The organism is Chitinophaga sp. Hz27 (genome assembly GCF_042263525.1).
GTDB lineage: Bacteria > Bacteroidota > Bacteroidia > Chitinophagales > Chitinophagaceae > Chitinophaga.
Genome location: NZ_JBHKFJ010000005.1, coordinates 446,651 through 462,826 on the forward strand (window position 1 = coordinate 446,651; position 16,176 = coordinate 462,826).

Genomic DNA, 16,176 nt, shown 5'->3' on the forward strand with positions numbered 1-16,176 from the left:
TCTATGATAAAAACATGGCTACTGGCGTCCATCATCTGCTGCGGCGGCATGCTGGTCCAAGCCCAGACCAAACCAGCCACCATCACAGTAAACGGGGAAGTGACCACGCCACTCACCCTCACGCTTGAATCATTAAATCAAATGAAAAAAAGCAGCGTAACGGCTGCCGATAAAGATGGTAAATCACACGTATATAGTGGCGTAGCGCTCTACGATATTTTACAGGCAGCTGGCGTTACCTTTGGCAGTGCCCTTCGCGGCGAAAACATGGCTAAATACCTGCTCGTCAAATCCGGCGATGGTTATGAAGTACTCTTCTCTCTGCCGGAAATAGATCCTGCCTTTAATGATAAAACGATCCTGGTAGCGATGGAGTCCGACGGACAAGCATTACCTCAAGGCAAAGGCCCTTACCGCCTTGTAGTACCTGGTGAAAAACGCCCCGCACGCTGGGTTTGGGAAGTAACCACTTTAACAGTTGGGTTCGCGAAATAAATAACTATAAACATTCGATCAGGATAATTTGTATTTACAGGAGATGATGAATTAATCGGGAAGCATATAAATTTTTCTGCCGATGCCTGATTTAGCGAAACGATTTCCTGCAAATCCTTTATTAAAGCCTGGTGATATAAAAGCCAGTATGCCCGGACTCAAAGTAGCCTGTCTGCTTAATCCGGGCGTATTTACTTTTAACGGCAAAACCTGGCTCATCGTACGCGTAGCCGAAAGGCCCGAGCAGTCTGACATACACATGTCCTTTCCCGTATTGCAGCCTGATGGGAAAATGATCATCCGGGAAATTAAACTCAATGATCCTGATCTCATCGCCACAGATGCCAGGGTGATCACCTATCAAGGCGCCGATTACCTCACTACGCTCTCGCACCTACGATTATTTTCCAGCGAAGATGGGATTCGCTTTAAAGAAGATCCTGATTATCCGCCTATTTACGGTACTGGCAGCATGGAAACCTTTGGTGTGGAGGATTGTAGGGTATCCTTCCTGGAAGGTGTCTATTACCTCACCTACACAGCCGTTTCTGAGAATGGTGTGGCGGTAGCCATGAAAACCACCACCGACTGGAAAAGCCATCATACAGCAGGACTGATATTCCCCCCGCATAATAAAGACTGCGCTATTTTTGACGAACGTATCAACGAACAATACTATGCCTTCCACCGACCTAGTAGTCCTACGCTTGGCGGCAATTATATCTGGCTGGCATCCTCCCCTGATACCATCCATTGGGGCCAACATCAGTGCATTGCTAAAAGCAGGCCCGGAATGTGGGACAGTGCCCGCGTAGGCGCCGGTGCAGCGCCCATCAAAACATCACATGGATGGCTGGCTATTTATCATGGCGCAGATGCCAAACACCGCTATTGCTTAGGTGCATTATTACTGGATTTACAAAATCCAGCCAAGGTACTGGCACGTTCAGATGTTCCTATCATGGAGCCTTTGGCAGACTATGAACTGACGGGATTCTTCGGACATGTAGTATTCACCAACGGCCACCTCGTACAGGATGACTTACTCACCATTTACTACGGCGCCGCCGATGAATATGTATGTGGTGCTAGTTTTTCAATACAGGAAATTTTAAATTCACTGCCTGCTAAGCCGCTTGTTTCTCCACCATAGGCATAGGAGCGCGTTTTGGAAAATAATAATTGGTCATCAGTTTCCTCACCGGCTCTTCATAATACCGGTAGATCAGTTCTGTCACACCTATCAGTAAAGCATATACGAAAACAGGCACAACCGGCCACAATGCGGCTACCGGCAACCATTTGCAGACAGCATTAATTAGTATCAATCCTATGTACTGATGCAGCAGGTACAATGTATAGCTGATCACGCCTATCCTTCTGACTATTGGCAAAGCAAAGAATCCCAGCAGGCTGCTGCCATTTACCAGCATCGCGAATAATACCAGGAAAACAGCCATGAAGGTCATCCCTGCCCATCCTAATGACCAAAGCGTTATACCTGCGATCATAGCAGTAACCAGGTACTCCAGCCTCCACTTTTTATGAATATAAAAATCATAAAAGCAGATGCCAGCAGAAAAGAATGCAATGTAGTTGTAGAAGAAAAAAACATCCATTGCCTTACGAATGGCAACAGCCATCGGAAAATGAACATATTCCGCCAGCGTATGTACAACCAACAACACTGCCATCAGCGAAGTCCAGTTACGCAAAAATTTTTCCTTCGGCAACAAAAAATAGATCAGCGCTATCAGCAAATAGAATTTCACCTCTACCAGCAATGACCAATACGCGCCATCTATCAGCGCGATCTTATGTCCCTTGAATAAAGGCTGCCAGAAAAGTGTATCCGTAAACGTGAGGGAAGGCAGGAAAGAAAGCGCACTCACATGAAATGGAAAGGCACGCTGCGGGTCAGCTAATGCTACAAAAACATAGGTGATCACCGAGGCGAGTAACAATGGCGGAAACAACCTGATAAAGCGCCTCAGGAAGAAATCCTTTAGATGACTGCTTCTCAGGATACTGAAATAAATTACAAAGCCTGAAATGATAAAGAAAAAGTGTACACCGAGATAGGCATTAGCAGAAAAAACATTGCTGAAACTGCTGCCATATGGATAATAATTGACGGGGGACTGGGGCAGCGTAAAGCGGCTGTAATAGTGAAATACAGCTACCAGGCTGATTGCCAGGAACCGAAACCCGTCCAGGGCATTGATACGGTTTTCCATCTGAAAAATAAAGATATGGTGATATGAAACGACTATACGCATCAGCGTACTTGCGGCAGCTGCTCCGCCAAATTTCATACCATCTTTATCTTAATGGATACGATTTACAGCAGTAGTCCGGACTACCGCCGCTCAGAAAACTACAATACTATCTCCAACAGCGCAAAAGTACCGCCACGGTAGTGTGCTGGCAGCGCTGGCGAATTCGTATATACATCACCGAGAAAATTAAAACCACAACGTTTATAATAGTTGATCAGGCGTTCGTTGCCTGCGCCGGTATCCAACCGCAGAAATTTTTTCCCATTTGCGCGGGCATGTTCCTTCCCCCAATCCACAATTCCCTGCACATAGCCCTTGCCTCTATGCCCTGGATGCGTAGCTATCCGATGTAAATACACCGCGGGATCTTCATCTTTCTCCTGCCAGATGTGAGGGTCGTTATAGGTCGTAAGAAAAACGGCTACGATCTCTCCATTTTCTATTACCTTCCATTGACGCCCTTCCTCGATCTCTCCCGCTACTACCGGCCGCTCAAAACCTTTCCAGGGACTGGGAGCTCCCATTTCTCTCATATAACTTGCGGCAGCGCCATACAATTCAAAAAGCTTATCGATGTCCTCCATCGTACTGTTGACAATAACCATAAAACTTACATTTATTCTATTGCAAAATTCTCGCTAAATAAGCAAATAAAACAGATTCAGTTTTGTTATTTTTAACCAGATCAGATTTCAGGAAAACCAATACAGATAATCGTATTAAACATCTACACTATAAATAAAAAACCGCATTGGCAATAAATACCAATGCGGTCCTATAACATTTTTCGGAATTATTATTTTTTATACAATGGGCTGCGTTTTAGCAGGTATTCCACCGCATCTTTATATGAGTCATCTTCATTCCAGAATGCCTGGCGGTTCTGATTATAGATGGAAACACCTTTATCGTTGTAAACTTTCATATCTACCCTGGTTTTGAAATTCTGTTTAGAGGTAGAATAATTGGTGCTGGAACCTGAAGATTTATTATCACCATTCTTGCCTTTTTCGTCATAGCTGGATGTACCGGTATGGCTAACGGAAGTCGCGTTCACCGTAATACTCCCTGACAAAATATATTCCACGCCCAGCTTCTTACAGATCTCGTCCATAGTGTAGTTCATGAACGTATTTTTGTTGATGCCAGCTTTATTCAGCATAACTACCGTGAGGCGAGGCTGCATAATTTGGTATACACCTGCATGTTTGCTCAGCAGATTATATACTTCATTCTGAACTTCCTGGCTTACTTCATCAGGTTGCAGGACGCCATCTCTGGTAAATGAAAATGGCAGGATAGCTACCTTATTATGCGGATCACCGATTGGCGCACCATCATCCGGTGTAGTCGCCGCCGGTGCACCATTTACGATAGCCGGCTGATTGTAGACCTCTTCACGGCCACTGGCAAACTTTATCTTCTGTATATCCGATTTCTTAATGGTATAATCCAATGTTTCACCGGCATAACGGAATTTAACTTCGGCATCATTGATAGCAGTGACCTTGCCGGCAAGTTGTTCTCCATTGGTTTTGAAAATAATATCATTGCGGGTTTGAGCAGATACGGTTACCGACAGTAACAGCGCAAAAATAAATTGCAAAATGCGATACATATAAGCAGGGTTTTTGGGTTGTAACAAATATATGTGAAAAAGATCACGTATAGGCGTGACATTTAGTTATTTTTTCCTGAACTTTTTATTCATCTAACCTGTTATATATAGAGTTTTTATAATTCTCTGTTTCCCTGCATAAATAAATATCAGCCTTCATCAAGTCCTTTCATCATCCAAAATGAATCCTTTATGAAGCAGCTTTTACTGTTATTACTACTGTTCAGCAGTATGAAAACCCTGGCACAACAGGAACTGAGTGAAGATGAAATGAAAAAGGCCAATAACCCGCTGGCAAATGCCAAAGCCATCAACCTGCAGAATTATTATGTTCCCACCATCTACGATAATGCCGATATGCACGCAAACAGTATGCTGATTCGTGCAGTCATTCCCTTTGCCAAGGGTAAAATCCTGACAAGATTTACCATGCCCTTTAATACCAATCCTACCGGCCTACAAAACGATATGGCTAAATATGCCTCTGGCACCGGCGACCTTAGTTTCTTTGCCACCTATACCTTTACAAAACCTACTTCCCACCTGCTGATAGGCGCAGGCCCACAGGTATCCATTCCTACCGCCAATACAGATTATACCGGCGCCGGAAAATGGCAACTGGGTGGTGCATTGATCATATTCAACACCGCCTCGCCTATATTGCAATACGGTGCTTTAATTACATATCTGGGTTCCATTGCCGGCCAGCAAGACAGAAGTAATACCAGCGCCATACAGATACAACCTTTTTTTCTGGTACAATTAGGCAAAGGAACCTACCTTCGCTCTACTGCACTAAGCACTATCAACATCGAAGGTGATACCTATAATGTTCCTATTGGCGTAGGTATTGGCAAAGTGGCGAAAGCTGGCAAAACAGTATTCAATATATTTCTTGAACCACAATTTACTCTTCTGCATTATGGCGCAGGACAACCAGCCTTGCAGTTATTCGGTGGTATCAATTGCCAATTCTAAAACCAAACAAACCTCAATGATGTTATACACCAAAAAACTATCTTTTATGAAGCTTGCACGTTACCTCGTATTCGCTGCTTCACTGGCTGTAGCCTGTGGCAATCCACAAAAGCAGGATGAAAAAAAAGCAGAACAAAAAGCAAATGAAGCGGCTCAGTCTGCCGGAGCTGCCGCCGCACACCAGGCTGCCAGCGATGTCAATGCAGTCAACGCAGTGACAGCCGCCATACAGTCCAACATCAATACAGCCATGTCAAAAATTGCCATGCCTGATTTTAAAAAGAATAATGCGAAATCTATCGCGGAAGATTTTCATAAATACCTCTCGGAGCTGATAAATGCTAACAGCGGTAAAAAAGCAGGTGAATACATGGATAAACTCACTGCATTAAGACAGGAATATGATAAGAAAGCCGATAAACTGGACCCGGAAGATAAAGAGAAACTCAAAAAATATGTAGGCGATATGCTGAACGCAGTTCAGAATGCGAATCCTTGATACTGATCTCCTAATCAATAAGTCAAAGGGCTGACCCAAAGCATAATTTTGGTCAGCCCTTTTTCTGTTACTGCTGCGCCGTTACAGTATTACATGCGATATTTATTGACCATCGTAATTATTGTCAGCATGTATAACCGCTTAAAAGTTGTTTGTCCTCAATGCCATCAGGACAACTATTTCGACAGACCTTCAGAAAGGCCGGCTGCCTGTAAAAATTGTGGCGCCCCCCTCGCCAGTACACTACCGGTGCACAAGCCTAAAACACCGATAGGCATTAGCGTTATCGATAATGCCACCAACGAATATTTTGACCTGAAGTTTTTTGAAATGGCCTTTTTCGGAAGAGAGCATATGGGACAAAGGCTGTTCGGTAATAACAACACCATCAGCAGAAGGCATTTTTTGATCAAGCTAAGTAATAACCAATACTGGATACAAGATGTAGGCTCTTCTGGTGGCACCTTCTACCAGAAAGATGGTGAACTGATTGAATGCAAGGAGCCCGTATTACTGGAAGATGGAGGCACCGTCTTACTTGGTGATGCGCCGTTTACCATCAAAATTCTGTATTAGATTCTGCTGCAATCCAATGTCTGTTGCCTGGCGTTTACCAAGCTGGATACTTATTTCTTCCTGGTTCGTCAGGATATAATTCTGGTAAGGGTTCCGACTGATAGATTTTTTTTGCATCTATGTCCAGCGCCGTCAGGCGGCCATAGAAACCTGCGCCAGTGTCTACATCCCAGACATTACACGCATGTATGGGCACAAAGGAGTTGTAATTCAGTGTAGGCGTATGCCCTATAAAGATTTCCTTAAACTGTGCAAGTTTCTTAGGCATCAATTCCGGATGTTCGGCTATGCGCTTATTCATCGTGATGGCCAACTCCAACAGTGTGCGGTCTTTTGTAAGCAGGTCCGGCGTTGGTTCATACGCAGGACCATCAGCAGCGGTGAAGCCGCCATGTACAAACAATCGCTGTTGATCATCTACATAAAAATATTGCATGCGTCTGAAGAAATCCAGATGTACCATCCGCCGGGCCTCGGAATAACCGGCATAGCTTTTAACAGTAGAAGCGCCGTGGCCGTATAGCCACTCCTCCTTGAGTAGCCGGCCGTTTAACCACGACTCACACAATACATCATGATTTCCTTTGATGAAAATGCAGTTAGCAGATTGTTCCAATCGCATCAGGAAGTCTATCACCTGTGCCGATTGTGACCAGCCATCTACATAATCACCGAGGAAAACAATCCGGTCGCTACTGGTGATCTTGAGGCCGTCTACCAATTGCTGCAGGGCTTTCAGCCCTCCATGTATATCGCCCAGGGCTATAGTTCTTGATATAATGCTCATAACGGAGAAGCGTAAACGTAATTATGGGTTATCGGTTTTTCTCATGCGGGACATTACTGCCCATTTTTTACAATGCTCACAAATCAGGTATCTGTCCCATGCATCAGATTCAGGTATAGGCACATCTTCCACTAAAAGCAAACCAGCATTACATTCCGGGCAATTAACCTTTTCAGTAGGATCAATTGCCAACACATTTCCAACATCCACCCATTTTCTGAATCTGTCTTCCATATAATTTGCAATCAGGTATCAGGATGATGAAATCACGCTCCATTACCATCGCTGCTCAATACTTCGCTCATATAATCCAGGAAGGGGCGCATGGCCTGGAAAGTTTTATCTGCTTCATCCAGGAAGCTGGGGCTAAGCACCTCTTCATCACTAAATTTACGAAGCACCAGGTACTGCTTATATCGCAACAAATCTATAGCTGAATGGTCGTTCGGAAAGCCTTTGGGCGCAGTTTTCAACTGTTCTCCCTCCAGGCTGCCAAAGTTTTTTACAAAATTTTTCGACTGAATGATTTTGCGCAAAGGCGCATCATCAAAAGCAATATCTTCACGTACCAGTCGCAGGTCATCTGCGGAAGGGCCCCAGAAACCACCTCCAATAAAGCTGTTGTTATGTTCTATATGGAAATAATATCCTCCTCTGCGCTGTTTGGTAGCTCGTTTGAAACTACCGCTCCAATGTGTTTTATACGGCGTCTTATCATTCGAAAAACGAACATCTCTGTAAATCCTATACAGACTACTCTTTCCGGAAGGTGTTTCCAGTACATCATGCGCGTTCATTTTCTGTAACAGCGCCTCGGCAAAAACTTCCATATCTTGTTGCTGTTCCTGGAACTCCGGTTTATGCTCATTAAACCATTCCCTGTTATTATGCTGACGTAACTTTTCCAGAAATGTAAATGCTTTCGGGGAGATGCCTGTCTTTTGTTGTTTGGCCATATGATTATTCTGTTTAAACAAAGGTAGATACACGCAATTTATTAAATATAAATTTACACATTATCTCCTTAAAATATTTCCCGCGTTTATATCAGTAAAATGGATTCCGCTATCCTGCAGGCTTCCATGGAATTCGTGACATGCAATTTCTCCAGGATATTCTGCCGATGACGGTTCACGGTGAAAAGACTGATAGATAATATGGTTGCAATTTCCCGGCTGCGCTTACCATTCTTGATTAGCTTCAGTACATCAATTTCACGCCTGGTCAGAAATTCATTTCCTTCGGGATCTGCCGCTGGCACCAGTTTCCCGGTACGTGTATTGATGATGGCGCCATGATACGACGGCTTGTCGGTAGACACAGTGCAGATATTATAGAGGCATAGCGCCAGTCGGACCGTACCTTCCAACGTACTGCTGATATAAAAGATGCGGTGTTGGACCGGTAGGTAGGTATCCGCTTTTCCACGCATCTGCATCCGACTTAATACCTGCCATGCAGACCTTTCTGCTACCGGTATGTTTTTCAGATATTGAAAATACTGATGCTCCAGCGAATATTTCTCCAGCAGATCAGTAGGTCTTATCCTGCTAAAAATCTCCTCTTCCCAGATAGAGTCTATGACTTTTACCTCCTTATGGGAGGAAATTCCCAGCTCCTCTCCTGCTCCGCCTATGTAGATATAGCTCCTGTTCTCCTTCATATCACTCAATACGCTGACCGCATTTTCTACCTGTGCATACATCTGTGCCACCAAAATAGCATTATGTAAGGCCACATCATCGGTAGCATCTACAAAGTCCTGTTGCAACAATATATCATTCAGGATCTTCCTGTCTTTCATTTCTACTGATTTTCATGACCGTCAATCTATGTCCAAACGGCCTGCTATCAATGGTTTCACAAAAATGGTTATTAATAACCATTGCCCCAAAATCGCAGAGGTGCTAGCTTTGTACACCAATGCTGAGTGGACATTTAAACAATTACATTAAACAAGATATGAAGAAATTCTTTTTGACAGCGCTGGCAGTAGCAGCCTTGCAAACTATGTATGGTCAAACTTTAGAGAAAATGCAATGGTTTAATGAACCAGAAAAGTGGGAGATAAAGAACAATGTCCTGACGATGTTCGTCACGCCTCAAACAGACTACTGGCGCATTTCTCATTATGGCTTTACAGTGGATGATGCACCCTTTTACTATGCAACTTATGGTGGTGAGTTCGAAATAAAAGTAAAGCTGACTGGCGCCTATAAATCCAGGTTTGATCAGATGGGATTGATGATCCGTGCGGACCAGGAAAATTATATCAAAACCGGAATCGAATTCTATGATGGTAAATTTAACGTAAGCACGGTGGTGACGCATCATACGAGCGACTGGAGCGTGTTACCATTGGATAAAACACCTGCCTTCATTTGGATCAAGGCTGTAAGAAGATTAGATGCTATTGAAATCTATTACTCTTATGATGATAAGGAGTACATCATGACCAGGAATGCGCCACTAAAGGATAACCAACCCGTGATGGTGGGTCTGATGGCGGCCTCTCCTGATGGCAACGGATTCCAGGCAAAGTTTGAGTCCTTTACCGTAAAGCATTTGCCGGATGCACGTAGATTACAATGGCTGAAAAACAATAGCGCACAATAAAATAGTGGTAGATAAACGGAAACCATCACTCAAATTCCTCTTTCATCCATTGTTACCCATTACTGTTTTGCTGTTTGTTGTAAAATTTCCGCAAAGACCTTCATTGTATTCATTCCCAGTGGCTTAGCCAATACCGCGCTTGCCCCTAAGGCCAGGAATTCCTGCTGGCATTCTACAAAACTTGTAGATGTTACGAGTATAACCGGGATGTTTTTTAGCACAGCTGAATTCTTGATTTGCAGGAGTATATCCTTTCCTGATAGTTTATCATTTAGTTCTGAATCGAGGAGGATGAGATCCGGTAAGATTTCTATGGCAATACGCAGGCCTGTTTCCCCTTCTCTTGCGTAGTAGTTATCACTTGTATTGAAGAGGTGTTGAATGCTTTTAAAGGTAATAGCTTCATCATCGATGAGGAGTATTTTTTTGTCTGTAAGCAGTGGGAGTCGTTGTTTGACGGCTATGAAAGGTGATTCTTCCGGGAGGAGTTTTTCATTAGGTATCACCGGTATTTTTACGAGGAAGCTGATTTCCTGGCCCGTTTCGCCGGCCTTCAAAAGTATATCGCCACCCAGGCGATGGGCAAAGTTTTTGGAGATTTCGAGTCCTAGTCCGGAGCCGCCGGTAGCGGTATAATCACTGCTGACAAAGCTGGTGAAGAGTTCATTTATGCGTTTACCGTTGAAGGCTTTTCCCTGGTTGGCTACACTGATTCGTAGTTCGTTGGTTGCGACATCAAAATCTACGTGTACACGTATGGGTGAGTTCACCGGCGCATATTTGACCGCGTTGGAGATGAGGTTGAGCATGATCTGGCGTAGCATGGTCTCATCTGTGGTGATGCGAGTAGGCACCTGGTTATTCGCATAGCTGATGTTAAGCGCCTGGCCTTTGTTGCGTGCGGAGAGGACCATCATATTGTAGATGCTGGTCATGAAACGTTTTAGCTCAAAAGAAACCCTTACGATCTCGGATGGGCGACCGGCTTCGATTTTGGCTACTTCCTGAATGTTGTTGACTACTTTGAGGCCATGTGTGGCAGCGTCTATAATGCTTTCCAGGAGTTTAACGGTGCTGTCGTCCAGATCTTTATTATGTACATTATTGGAGGCCAGCGTTATAATAGCACTTAATGGAGATTTTAGTTCATGTGAAGTTTCCACCAGGTATTTACGACGGTTGGCATCTGCTTCTGTCATCTTCTTCAGCAGGTTTCTAAATAGTTTGATAAAGTCGGACGAAGCGGTGAGTGTGAGTACAAACATTCCGAAGATGCAGAACCAGCGGAATATATGGAGGTTGGTATGTTCCAGTTGTATGGTAGGTATCAGGTGGTAATGATTGTTGTAGGAAATAGCCATGAGGAGACAAATAGAAACCCCGAGGTTGGCAATGAGCACTTTGACGTCGCGGAATATAAAGTACGAGCCGAGTACCAAGAAGGCAAACAGGAAAAAGCCTACTATTTTAGCATTGATGGCCATGCCAAGCAGGGCACCGAAATAGATGGCAGAGAAGCAATGTATAGCCAGCATGCAGAAGGCAGTTACTTTGGCATTTGCCAGGCATTCTGTGAGCCAGATGAGGCTGAAGAACACGGAACCTTCGAAGATGACACCATATAGCAGTAGTTTGCTACTCACCAGGTAGTAGAAGAAAAGGCCGAATACGAACACCATGAAGCCAGTCACCAATGACAAAGCGTTCAGTATTTTCAATGCGGGGGCTTCAGCCTCATGTACTTTGCCGGTGCCGGCGTTTACAAGGCGTTTGATAAAACGAATAGCGGATAGTGCAGGGTTCATAAGTAATAGTTAAGTCCCAGGTATACTTTGAGAGAAGTGCTTTACCTACCAGGTGTTGTTCCTGGCGCTGTTCTTCCTATTTTAAAACCACCACGTTGTGTAAAATCAAGCAAAACCAATGATTGGCAAACGATCCGATGGCAGATAAATCAGTTCAGATTTTATACAAGAAATCCTGCCACATTTATTTGTAAATCAGTCCTTTTTACAGTAATAGTTGGTATTGTTTTAAAGGTACTCTTGTCCCGATTGTAAAGTCATTGCTAAACAAAAATAGAAAATTTCTCATGTATAACCAACTGGGGTTTTAAAAGCACGGGTACGCATATAGTAAAATATTTAGCAACCGATTGCTAAATAATTACATGGTCCTTTAAACAGGGTGATTTAACTATCTAGCATTAATGCAATTGCAGTTATTATGATGTGGACTACGGGCACGAGTAAACGAAAAATAGCACTATAGTACTAGTTCAATAAAACCACCTGAATATTTAACAAGATTGTCTTTACGGGCCGTCATCGACCATAAACCGCTACAGTACAAGATACTGTTGTCTGATTGCAGATAAACACCCGCTATCATTGCTGATTATCCCAATAAAAAATTGGTACGGGGTGTATCAATAAGATATTTAAACAGGTATATGGAGCTTTGTACGATATCAGTTCGTTCCTGCAATGGAAAGAGCTGTAAGTGCCGTTATATGCATGATCAAAATCGGTTCAACACTATAAAATACTGTATACATGTTAAACAAAATTTTCTATATTTGAATAACGTAGGAATTTTGAGTAAAGAGCTTTTAATAAACCAGAATCACAAAATTAGATTTCCAGAATGCATGGATCATGTGGCTTTTTCTCAATCTCACAATATTTATTTTATTCATTACCTTATTTGAAAACAATAAAATATTAACTGTGAAATTTCTATTCGCCAACAAGGTTTGTATAGATCCCTTAAGACACAACAGCAAAACAGCTCCTCAAATGACACCAAAGGATGACCTCAAATAATTCCGAGCGCGCAGATGAAACAACTATTTCTGATCCTATTTACGTTTTTTAATTTGTTAACGTTCCGGGTAACTGCGGAACCGGCAAAAGATTCAATTACGCTGAAGAAAGGCTCCTATACCCTTAAAGAAATTTTCAACATCATCACCAGGCAGACGGGCAAGCAGGTAGCTTATGCCAGCAATGTCCTGGATGATCAGCAAAAAATCAAGCTTTCCAAGCAAACGAAAGGTACGGTAGACAACATTCTTACGCTGATACTACACAGCGGTATTAAGTGGACATTTTCAGATAACTACATTACGTTGTATGAAGAATCTCCTCCTACGGCCTCTGGTGATGCGGTAGCATTGCCGGTGAACAGCACTACTGTTCGGGGTGCAGTGGTAGACACGGCAGGCAATCCTTTGTTCCTGGCTACCATCAGGATTATGGGTACTACCTCAGGATGTACCAGCAACGAATCAGGTAAGTTTAATATTACCACAAGGGAAGCACATCCTACTCTACTGGTCAGTTATTCCGGCTTTGAAACCCGCCAGCTGAAGATAGACAACCCGGAAGATGTGCGTATCATCATGACGCCTGTCATGGCCGAGTTGAAAGCCGTCAATGTAATATCCGATGGTTATCAAACGATTCGCCCGGAAAGAGCCACCGGCGCTTACACTACGATTTCCACAGAGCTATTCAACCGGAACCCTTCCACTAGTATTCTAGAGCGCCTGGATGGAATAGCCAGCGGCTTTGTGATAAATAAGAACCCGGATTCCAAATTCAATCAATCATCTATTTCTATTAGAGGTCGAAGTACCATATTCGCCAACGCGGAGCCACTCATAGTTGTGGACAATTTCCCTTACAACGGCACCTTGGACAATTTGAATCCCAACGATGTAGAAAGCGTCACTATATTAAAAGATGCTGCCGCGGCTTCCATTTGGGGAGCAAGAGCCGGTAATGGAGTAATTGTAATTACAACCAAGAAAGGGAGTAAAAAGGATAAATTGAAGCTGGAGTTTAATAGTAATCTGAGTATATCAGAGAAGCCTAACTTATTTTATACACCACAAATGAGCATCAAGGATTACATCGATGCGGAGAAGTTCTTATTTAATACCGGGGCTTATTATCTATACATGCAGCAGAATCCCGCATATTTTGTTTCCCCCGTTGTTGAATTGCTATATAAGAATAAGAACAAGGAGATCAGTGACGCAGAACTAGCTACACAGTTAGATAAAATTTCAAAAGAGGATATCAGAACCGATTTAGAAAAATACTATTACCAACCTAGTATCACTCAACAGTATTCTGTATCTGCCAATGGAGGCAATGCTCAAAATCAATATTATGCTTCCTTAGGATACAATAGATCCCAAGGCTCCTATAAATATAGTACCTATAACGATGCTAGATTGACTATTAAAGATAACCTCACAATGATTCCAAATAAGTTGTCGGTTTCTGGTACTTTGATGTATATGGAGCATCATGGTCATACTCCGTCTTCATTTACACCACAACTGCCCTACGGTAGACTTAAAAATGAAGACGGATCAAATGCAATTATGGCTAGCAATTGGCGCAAGGCATACACCGACACGCTTGAGAGGGGCAAGCTACTAAATTGGGATTTTATTCCATTAGACGAGCAACGAACAAATTATCAGTCTATAAAAAATGCCGATCTCTTAATAAATTTAAATGCCAAATACATAATCATACCGAAATTGTCCATCAGCCTTTATTATCAGTTTGGTCATGGAACAATCACTAATCAGTCATTCTACGATGCAAATTCCTATTATACCAGGGATCTAATAAATAGTTATACTTTTTTTGGTACTGATGGACAAGCTATAAGGCCAATTCCGGTTGGAAATATTTTCGACTATGTAAAATATACATACCAATCAAATAATCTAAGAGGAGAACTAGATTATGAAAATAATTTTGGAAAGTTTTCATTAAAGGTAATTGCTGGAGCTGAACGAAGAAACACAGATGCTCATCTATTGCCTAACAATAGGCTATATGGATTTAATACCAAGACTGGGACCTCCATGTCTGTTGATTTTGAAAGCTCTTTTACCCAACTCCCAATGCCCTATCTTGAAAACCGTATTCCCAACAACTCTTTTGGCATCAAAGATGTTTCCACAGTTGATAATAACCTTTCATATTATAGCAATGCAGGGCTCTCCTACTTAAATAGATATATATTTTCTGGAACGATCAGACGTGATGAATCCAATTTATTTGGGGTTGCAACAAATAATAAAGGTGTCCCATTGTATGCACTCGGTTTTGCATGGAACATTTCTGATGAAAACTTCTTCAAGGTTCCTTGGATCGACCGAATTAACTTAAAGTACTCATATGGATACAGTGGGAATATAGATAAAACAATTACCGCCTATACCACTGCAGGAACAACAGGCTATAACAATATATTTGGATTCCAGTCAATTTATATAACGAATCCGCCAAATGCAAACCTCCGATGGGAAAAAATTGGTATGTCCAATTGGGGTGTAACGTTTAGTACCCTATCAAATAGGGTTTCTGGTTCATTTGACTATTTTATTAAAAATGGAAAAGACCTTATTGGGTATGGTCCATTAGCTCCTTCTTCAGGAAATTCAACATACAGAGGGAACGTAGCAAATATGAAAGGGAATGGATATGAAGTATCACTAAATGCTTTAATAACTACTAGGAAGGTAAAATGGCGCACTATCTTCCTTTTTAGTAAGGCTACAGACAGAGTTACGGAGTATAAGCCAGAACCAACTGCTGTAAATAGTTATATGACCCAACTTGGTATAAATCCACTCATTGGTAAACCTGTATACTCAATTTTTAGCTATAAATGGGCAGGCTTAAGTCCGGATACAGGCGACCCTGAAGGAATAGTTAATGGGAAGCCTTCCACTGACTATGCAACCATAATTGGGACCAAAGACTTATCTACTCTGGTATATAATGGTCCTGCCAATCCTAATTATATTGCTAGTATCCGAAATGAATTCACTTATAAGAAATTCGAGCTGTCATTTTTAATAACAGGAAAATTTCAATATTTCTTTAGAAGGTCCTCCGTCAATTATTCCAGTATGTTAATTACTGGACCAGCAATTAATCCCTATAACCCAGATTATAGTTTAAGATGGCAACAACCAGGTGATGAAAAACGAACAAACGTTCCAAGTCAAGTGTACCCTAATAATTCATCCAGGTCAGTATTTTATCAGTATAGTCAAATTTTGGTTGAGCCGGGAGATCACATCCGCTTCCAGGATATTAATTTGTCCTATTCGCTCGAACCCAAAGCTGGCAAATTCAAAATGATTAAAATCTACACTTTTATAAATAATATAGGCATAATCTATAGAAAAACTCATTACAAAATAGATCCAGATTATGTACCAGGGGCTGTTTCGATAATCCCTCCATTTCGCACCTATAACATTGGTGTAAAAATATTCCTTTAAAATATT

At 42.3% G+C, this 16,176-nt stretch carries 15 protein-coding genes; 7 read left to right on the forward strand and 8 right to left on the reverse strand.

Annotated features, from left to right (window positions below; translation table 11 throughout):
- Nucleotides 1-3: 3 nt before the first annotated feature.
- Nucleotides 4-495 (forward strand): molybdopterin-dependent oxidoreductase, encoded by a 492-nt coding sequence (locus tag ACE38W_RS13870; RefSeq protein WP_375831730.1) that lies wholly within the window; start codon nucleotides 4-6, stop codon nucleotides 493-495.
- Nucleotides 496-577: 82 nt separating this feature from the next.
- Nucleotides 578-1,648: a glycoside hydrolase family 130 protein gene (locus tag ACE38W_RS13875; protein WP_375831731.1), complete on the forward strand. Its 1,071-nt coding sequence runs from the start codon at nucleotides 578-580 to the stop codon at nucleotides 1,646-1,648.
- On the opposite strand, the gene ACE38W_RS13880 is transcribed toward ACE38W_RS13875, so the two are convergent.
- The 3 genes from ACE38W_RS13880 to ACE38W_RS13890 all read right to left on the reverse strand — a co-directional run bounded on the left by ACE38W_RS13880 (nucleotide 1,623) and on the right by ACE38W_RS13890 (nucleotide 4,392).
- On the reverse strand, nucleotides 1,623-2,810 hold the full coding sequence (locus tag ACE38W_RS13880; protein WP_375831733.1) for an acyltransferase family protein: 1,188 nt from the start codon (nucleotides 2,808-2,810) through the stop codon (nucleotides 1,623-1,625). The genes ACE38W_RS13875 and ACE38W_RS13880 overlap by 26 nt on opposite strands.
- A gap of 62 nt (nucleotides 2,811-2,872) precedes the next feature.
- Nucleotides 2,873-3,379, reverse strand: coding sequence for a GNAT family N-acetyltransferase (locus ACE38W_RS13885; protein WP_375831735.1), 507 nt, complete (start codon nucleotides 3,377-3,379; stop codon nucleotides 2,873-2,875).
- Between the two features lie 191 nt (nucleotides 3,380-3,570).
- A complete protein-coding gene (locus ACE38W_RS13890) occupies nucleotides 3,571-4,392 on the reverse strand; it encodes a hypothetical protein (RefSeq protein WP_375831737.1) in 822 nt (273 codons plus the stop codon).
- A gap of 192 nt (nucleotides 4,393-4,584) precedes the next feature.
- On the opposite strand from ACE38W_RS13890, the gene ACE38W_RS13895 reads away from it, so the two are divergent.
- The 3 genes from ACE38W_RS13895 to ACE38W_RS13905 all read left to right on the forward strand — a co-directional run bounded on the left by ACE38W_RS13895 (nucleotide 4,585) and on the right by ACE38W_RS13905 (nucleotide 6,445).
- Nucleotides 4,585-5,370: a hypothetical protein gene (locus tag ACE38W_RS13895; RefSeq protein WP_375831739.1), complete on the forward strand. Its 786-nt coding sequence runs from the start codon at nucleotides 4,585-4,587 to the stop codon at nucleotides 5,368-5,370.
- Between the two features lie 46 nt (nucleotides 5,371-5,416).
- Nucleotides 5,417-5,869 (forward strand): hypothetical protein, encoded by a 453-nt coding sequence (locus ACE38W_RS13900; RefSeq protein ID WP_375831741.1) that lies wholly within the window; start codon nucleotides 5,417-5,419, stop codon nucleotides 5,867-5,869.
- A gap of 93 nt (nucleotides 5,870-5,962) precedes the next feature.
- Nucleotides 5,963-6,445 (forward strand): FHA domain-containing protein, encoded by a 483-nt coding sequence (locus ACE38W_RS13905; RefSeq protein WP_375831743.1) that lies wholly within the window; start codon nucleotides 5,963-5,965, stop codon nucleotides 6,443-6,445.
- Nucleotides 6,446-6,479: 34 nt separating this feature from the next.
- On the opposite strand, the gene ACE38W_RS13910 is transcribed toward ACE38W_RS13905, so the two are convergent.
- The 4 genes from ACE38W_RS13910 to ACE38W_RS13925 form a co-directional block, all read right to left on the reverse strand.
- Entirely contained in the window at nucleotides 6,480-7,232 is a 753-nt protein-coding gene (locus ACE38W_RS13910) for a metallophosphoesterase family protein (protein ID WP_375831744.1), read from the reverse strand.
- A gap of 21 nt (nucleotides 7,233-7,253) precedes the next feature.
- Nucleotides 7,254-7,466 carry a hypothetical protein gene (locus ACE38W_RS13915; RefSeq protein ID WP_375831746.1) on the reverse strand — a complete coding sequence of 71 codons (213 nt, stop codon included), beginning with the start codon at nucleotides 7,464-7,466 and terminating at the stop codon, nucleotides 7,254-7,256.
- Between the two features lie 32 nt (nucleotides 7,467-7,498).
- Nucleotides 7,499-8,188, reverse strand: a complete 690-nt coding sequence (locus tag ACE38W_RS13920; protein ID WP_375831747.1) for a DUF2461 domain-containing protein — start codon at nucleotides 8,186-8,188, stop codon at nucleotides 7,499-7,501.
- An 86-nt stretch (nucleotides 8,189-8,274) separates the two neighbouring features.
- Nucleotides 8,275-9,036 carry a helix-turn-helix transcriptional regulator gene (locus tag ACE38W_RS13925; protein WP_375831749.1) on the reverse strand — a complete coding sequence of 254 codons (762 nt, stop codon included), beginning with the start codon at nucleotides 9,034-9,036 and terminating at the stop codon, nucleotides 8,275-8,277.
- Between the two features lie 158 nt (nucleotides 9,037-9,194).
- Between ACE38W_RS13925 and ACE38W_RS13930 the strand changes: the two genes are divergently transcribed.
- Nucleotides 9,195-9,848 carry a DUF1349 domain-containing protein gene (locus tag ACE38W_RS13930; protein ID WP_375831750.1) on the forward strand — a complete coding sequence of 218 codons (654 nt, stop codon included), beginning with the start codon at nucleotides 9,195-9,197 and terminating at the stop codon, nucleotides 9,846-9,848.
- A gap of 59 nt (nucleotides 9,849-9,907) precedes the next feature.
- Here ACE38W_RS13930 and ACE38W_RS13935 read toward each other — a convergent pair whose 3' ends face one another.
- A complete protein-coding gene (locus ACE38W_RS13935) occupies nucleotides 9,908-11,653 on the reverse strand; it encodes an ATP-binding protein (RefSeq protein WP_375831752.1) in 1,746 nt (581 codons plus the stop codon).
- A gap of 1,034 nt (nucleotides 11,654-12,687) precedes the next feature.
- On the opposite strand from ACE38W_RS13935, the gene ACE38W_RS13940 reads away from it, so the two are divergent.
- Nucleotides 12,688-16,170, forward strand: a complete 3,483-nt coding sequence (locus ACE38W_RS13940) for a SusC/RagA family TonB-linked outer membrane protein (protein ID WP_375831753.1) — start codon at nucleotides 12,688-12,690, stop codon at nucleotides 16,168-16,170.
- Nucleotides 16,171-16,176 lie beyond the last annotated feature (6 nt).

Bases quoted from the DNA above. Each gene is read 5' to 3' on its own strand.
- ACE38W_RS13880 (WP_375831733.1), bottom strand. From the start codon at position 2,810: ATGAAATTTGGCGGAGCAGCTGCCGCAAGTACGCTGATGCGTATAGTC.
- ACE38W_RS13925 (WP_375831749.1), bottom strand. From the start codon at position 9,036: ATGAAAGACAGGAAGATCCTGAATGATATATTGTTGCAACAGGACTTT.
- ACE38W_RS13915 (WP_375831746.1), bottom strand. From the start codon at position 7,466: ATGGAAGACAGATTCAGAAAATGGGTGGATGTTGGAAATGTGTTGGCA.
- ACE38W_RS13870 (WP_375831730.1), top strand. From the start codon at position 4: ATGATAAAAACATGGCTACTGGCGTCCATCATCTGCTGCGGCGGCATG.
- ACE38W_RS13930 (WP_375831750.1), top strand. From the start codon at position 9,195: ATGAAGAAATTCTTTTTGACAGCGCTGGCAGTAGCAGCCTTGCAAACT.
- ACE38W_RS13890 (WP_375831737.1), bottom strand. From the start codon at position 4,392: ATGTATCGCATTTTGCAATTTATTTTTGCGCTGTTACTGTCGGTAACC.
- ACE38W_RS13935 (WP_375831752.1), bottom strand. From the start codon at position 11,653: ATGAACCCTGCACTATCCGCTATTCGTTTTATCAAACGCCTTGTAAAC.
- ACE38W_RS13885 (WP_375831735.1), bottom strand. From the start codon at position 3,379: ATGGTTATTGTCAACAGTACGATGGAGGACATCGATAAGCTTTTTGAA.
- ACE38W_RS13920 (WP_375831747.1), bottom strand. From the start codon at position 8,188: ATGGCCAAACAACAAAAGACAGGCATCTCCCCGAAAGCATTTACATTT.
- ACE38W_RS13910 (WP_375831744.1), bottom strand. From the start codon at position 7,232: ATGAGCATTATATCAAGAACTATAGCCCTGGGCGATATACATGGAGGG.
- ACE38W_RS13895 (WP_375831739.1), top strand. From the start codon at position 4,585: ATGAAGCAGCTTTTACTGTTATTACTACTGTTCAGCAGTATGAAAACC.
- ACE38W_RS13940 (WP_375831753.1), top strand. From the start codon at position 12,688: ATGAAACAACTATTTCTGATCCTATTTACGTTTTTTAATTTGTTAACG.
- ACE38W_RS13905 (WP_375831743.1), top strand. From the start codon at position 5,963: ATGCGATATTTATTGACCATCGTAATTATTGTCAGCATGTATAACCGC.
- ACE38W_RS13900 (WP_375831741.1), top strand. From the start codon at position 5,417: ATGAAGCTTGCACGTTACCTCGTATTCGCTGCTTCACTGGCTGTAGCC.
- ACE38W_RS13875 (WP_375831731.1), top strand. From the start codon at position 578: ATGCCTGATTTAGCGAAACGATTTCCTGCAAATCCTTTATTAAAGCCT.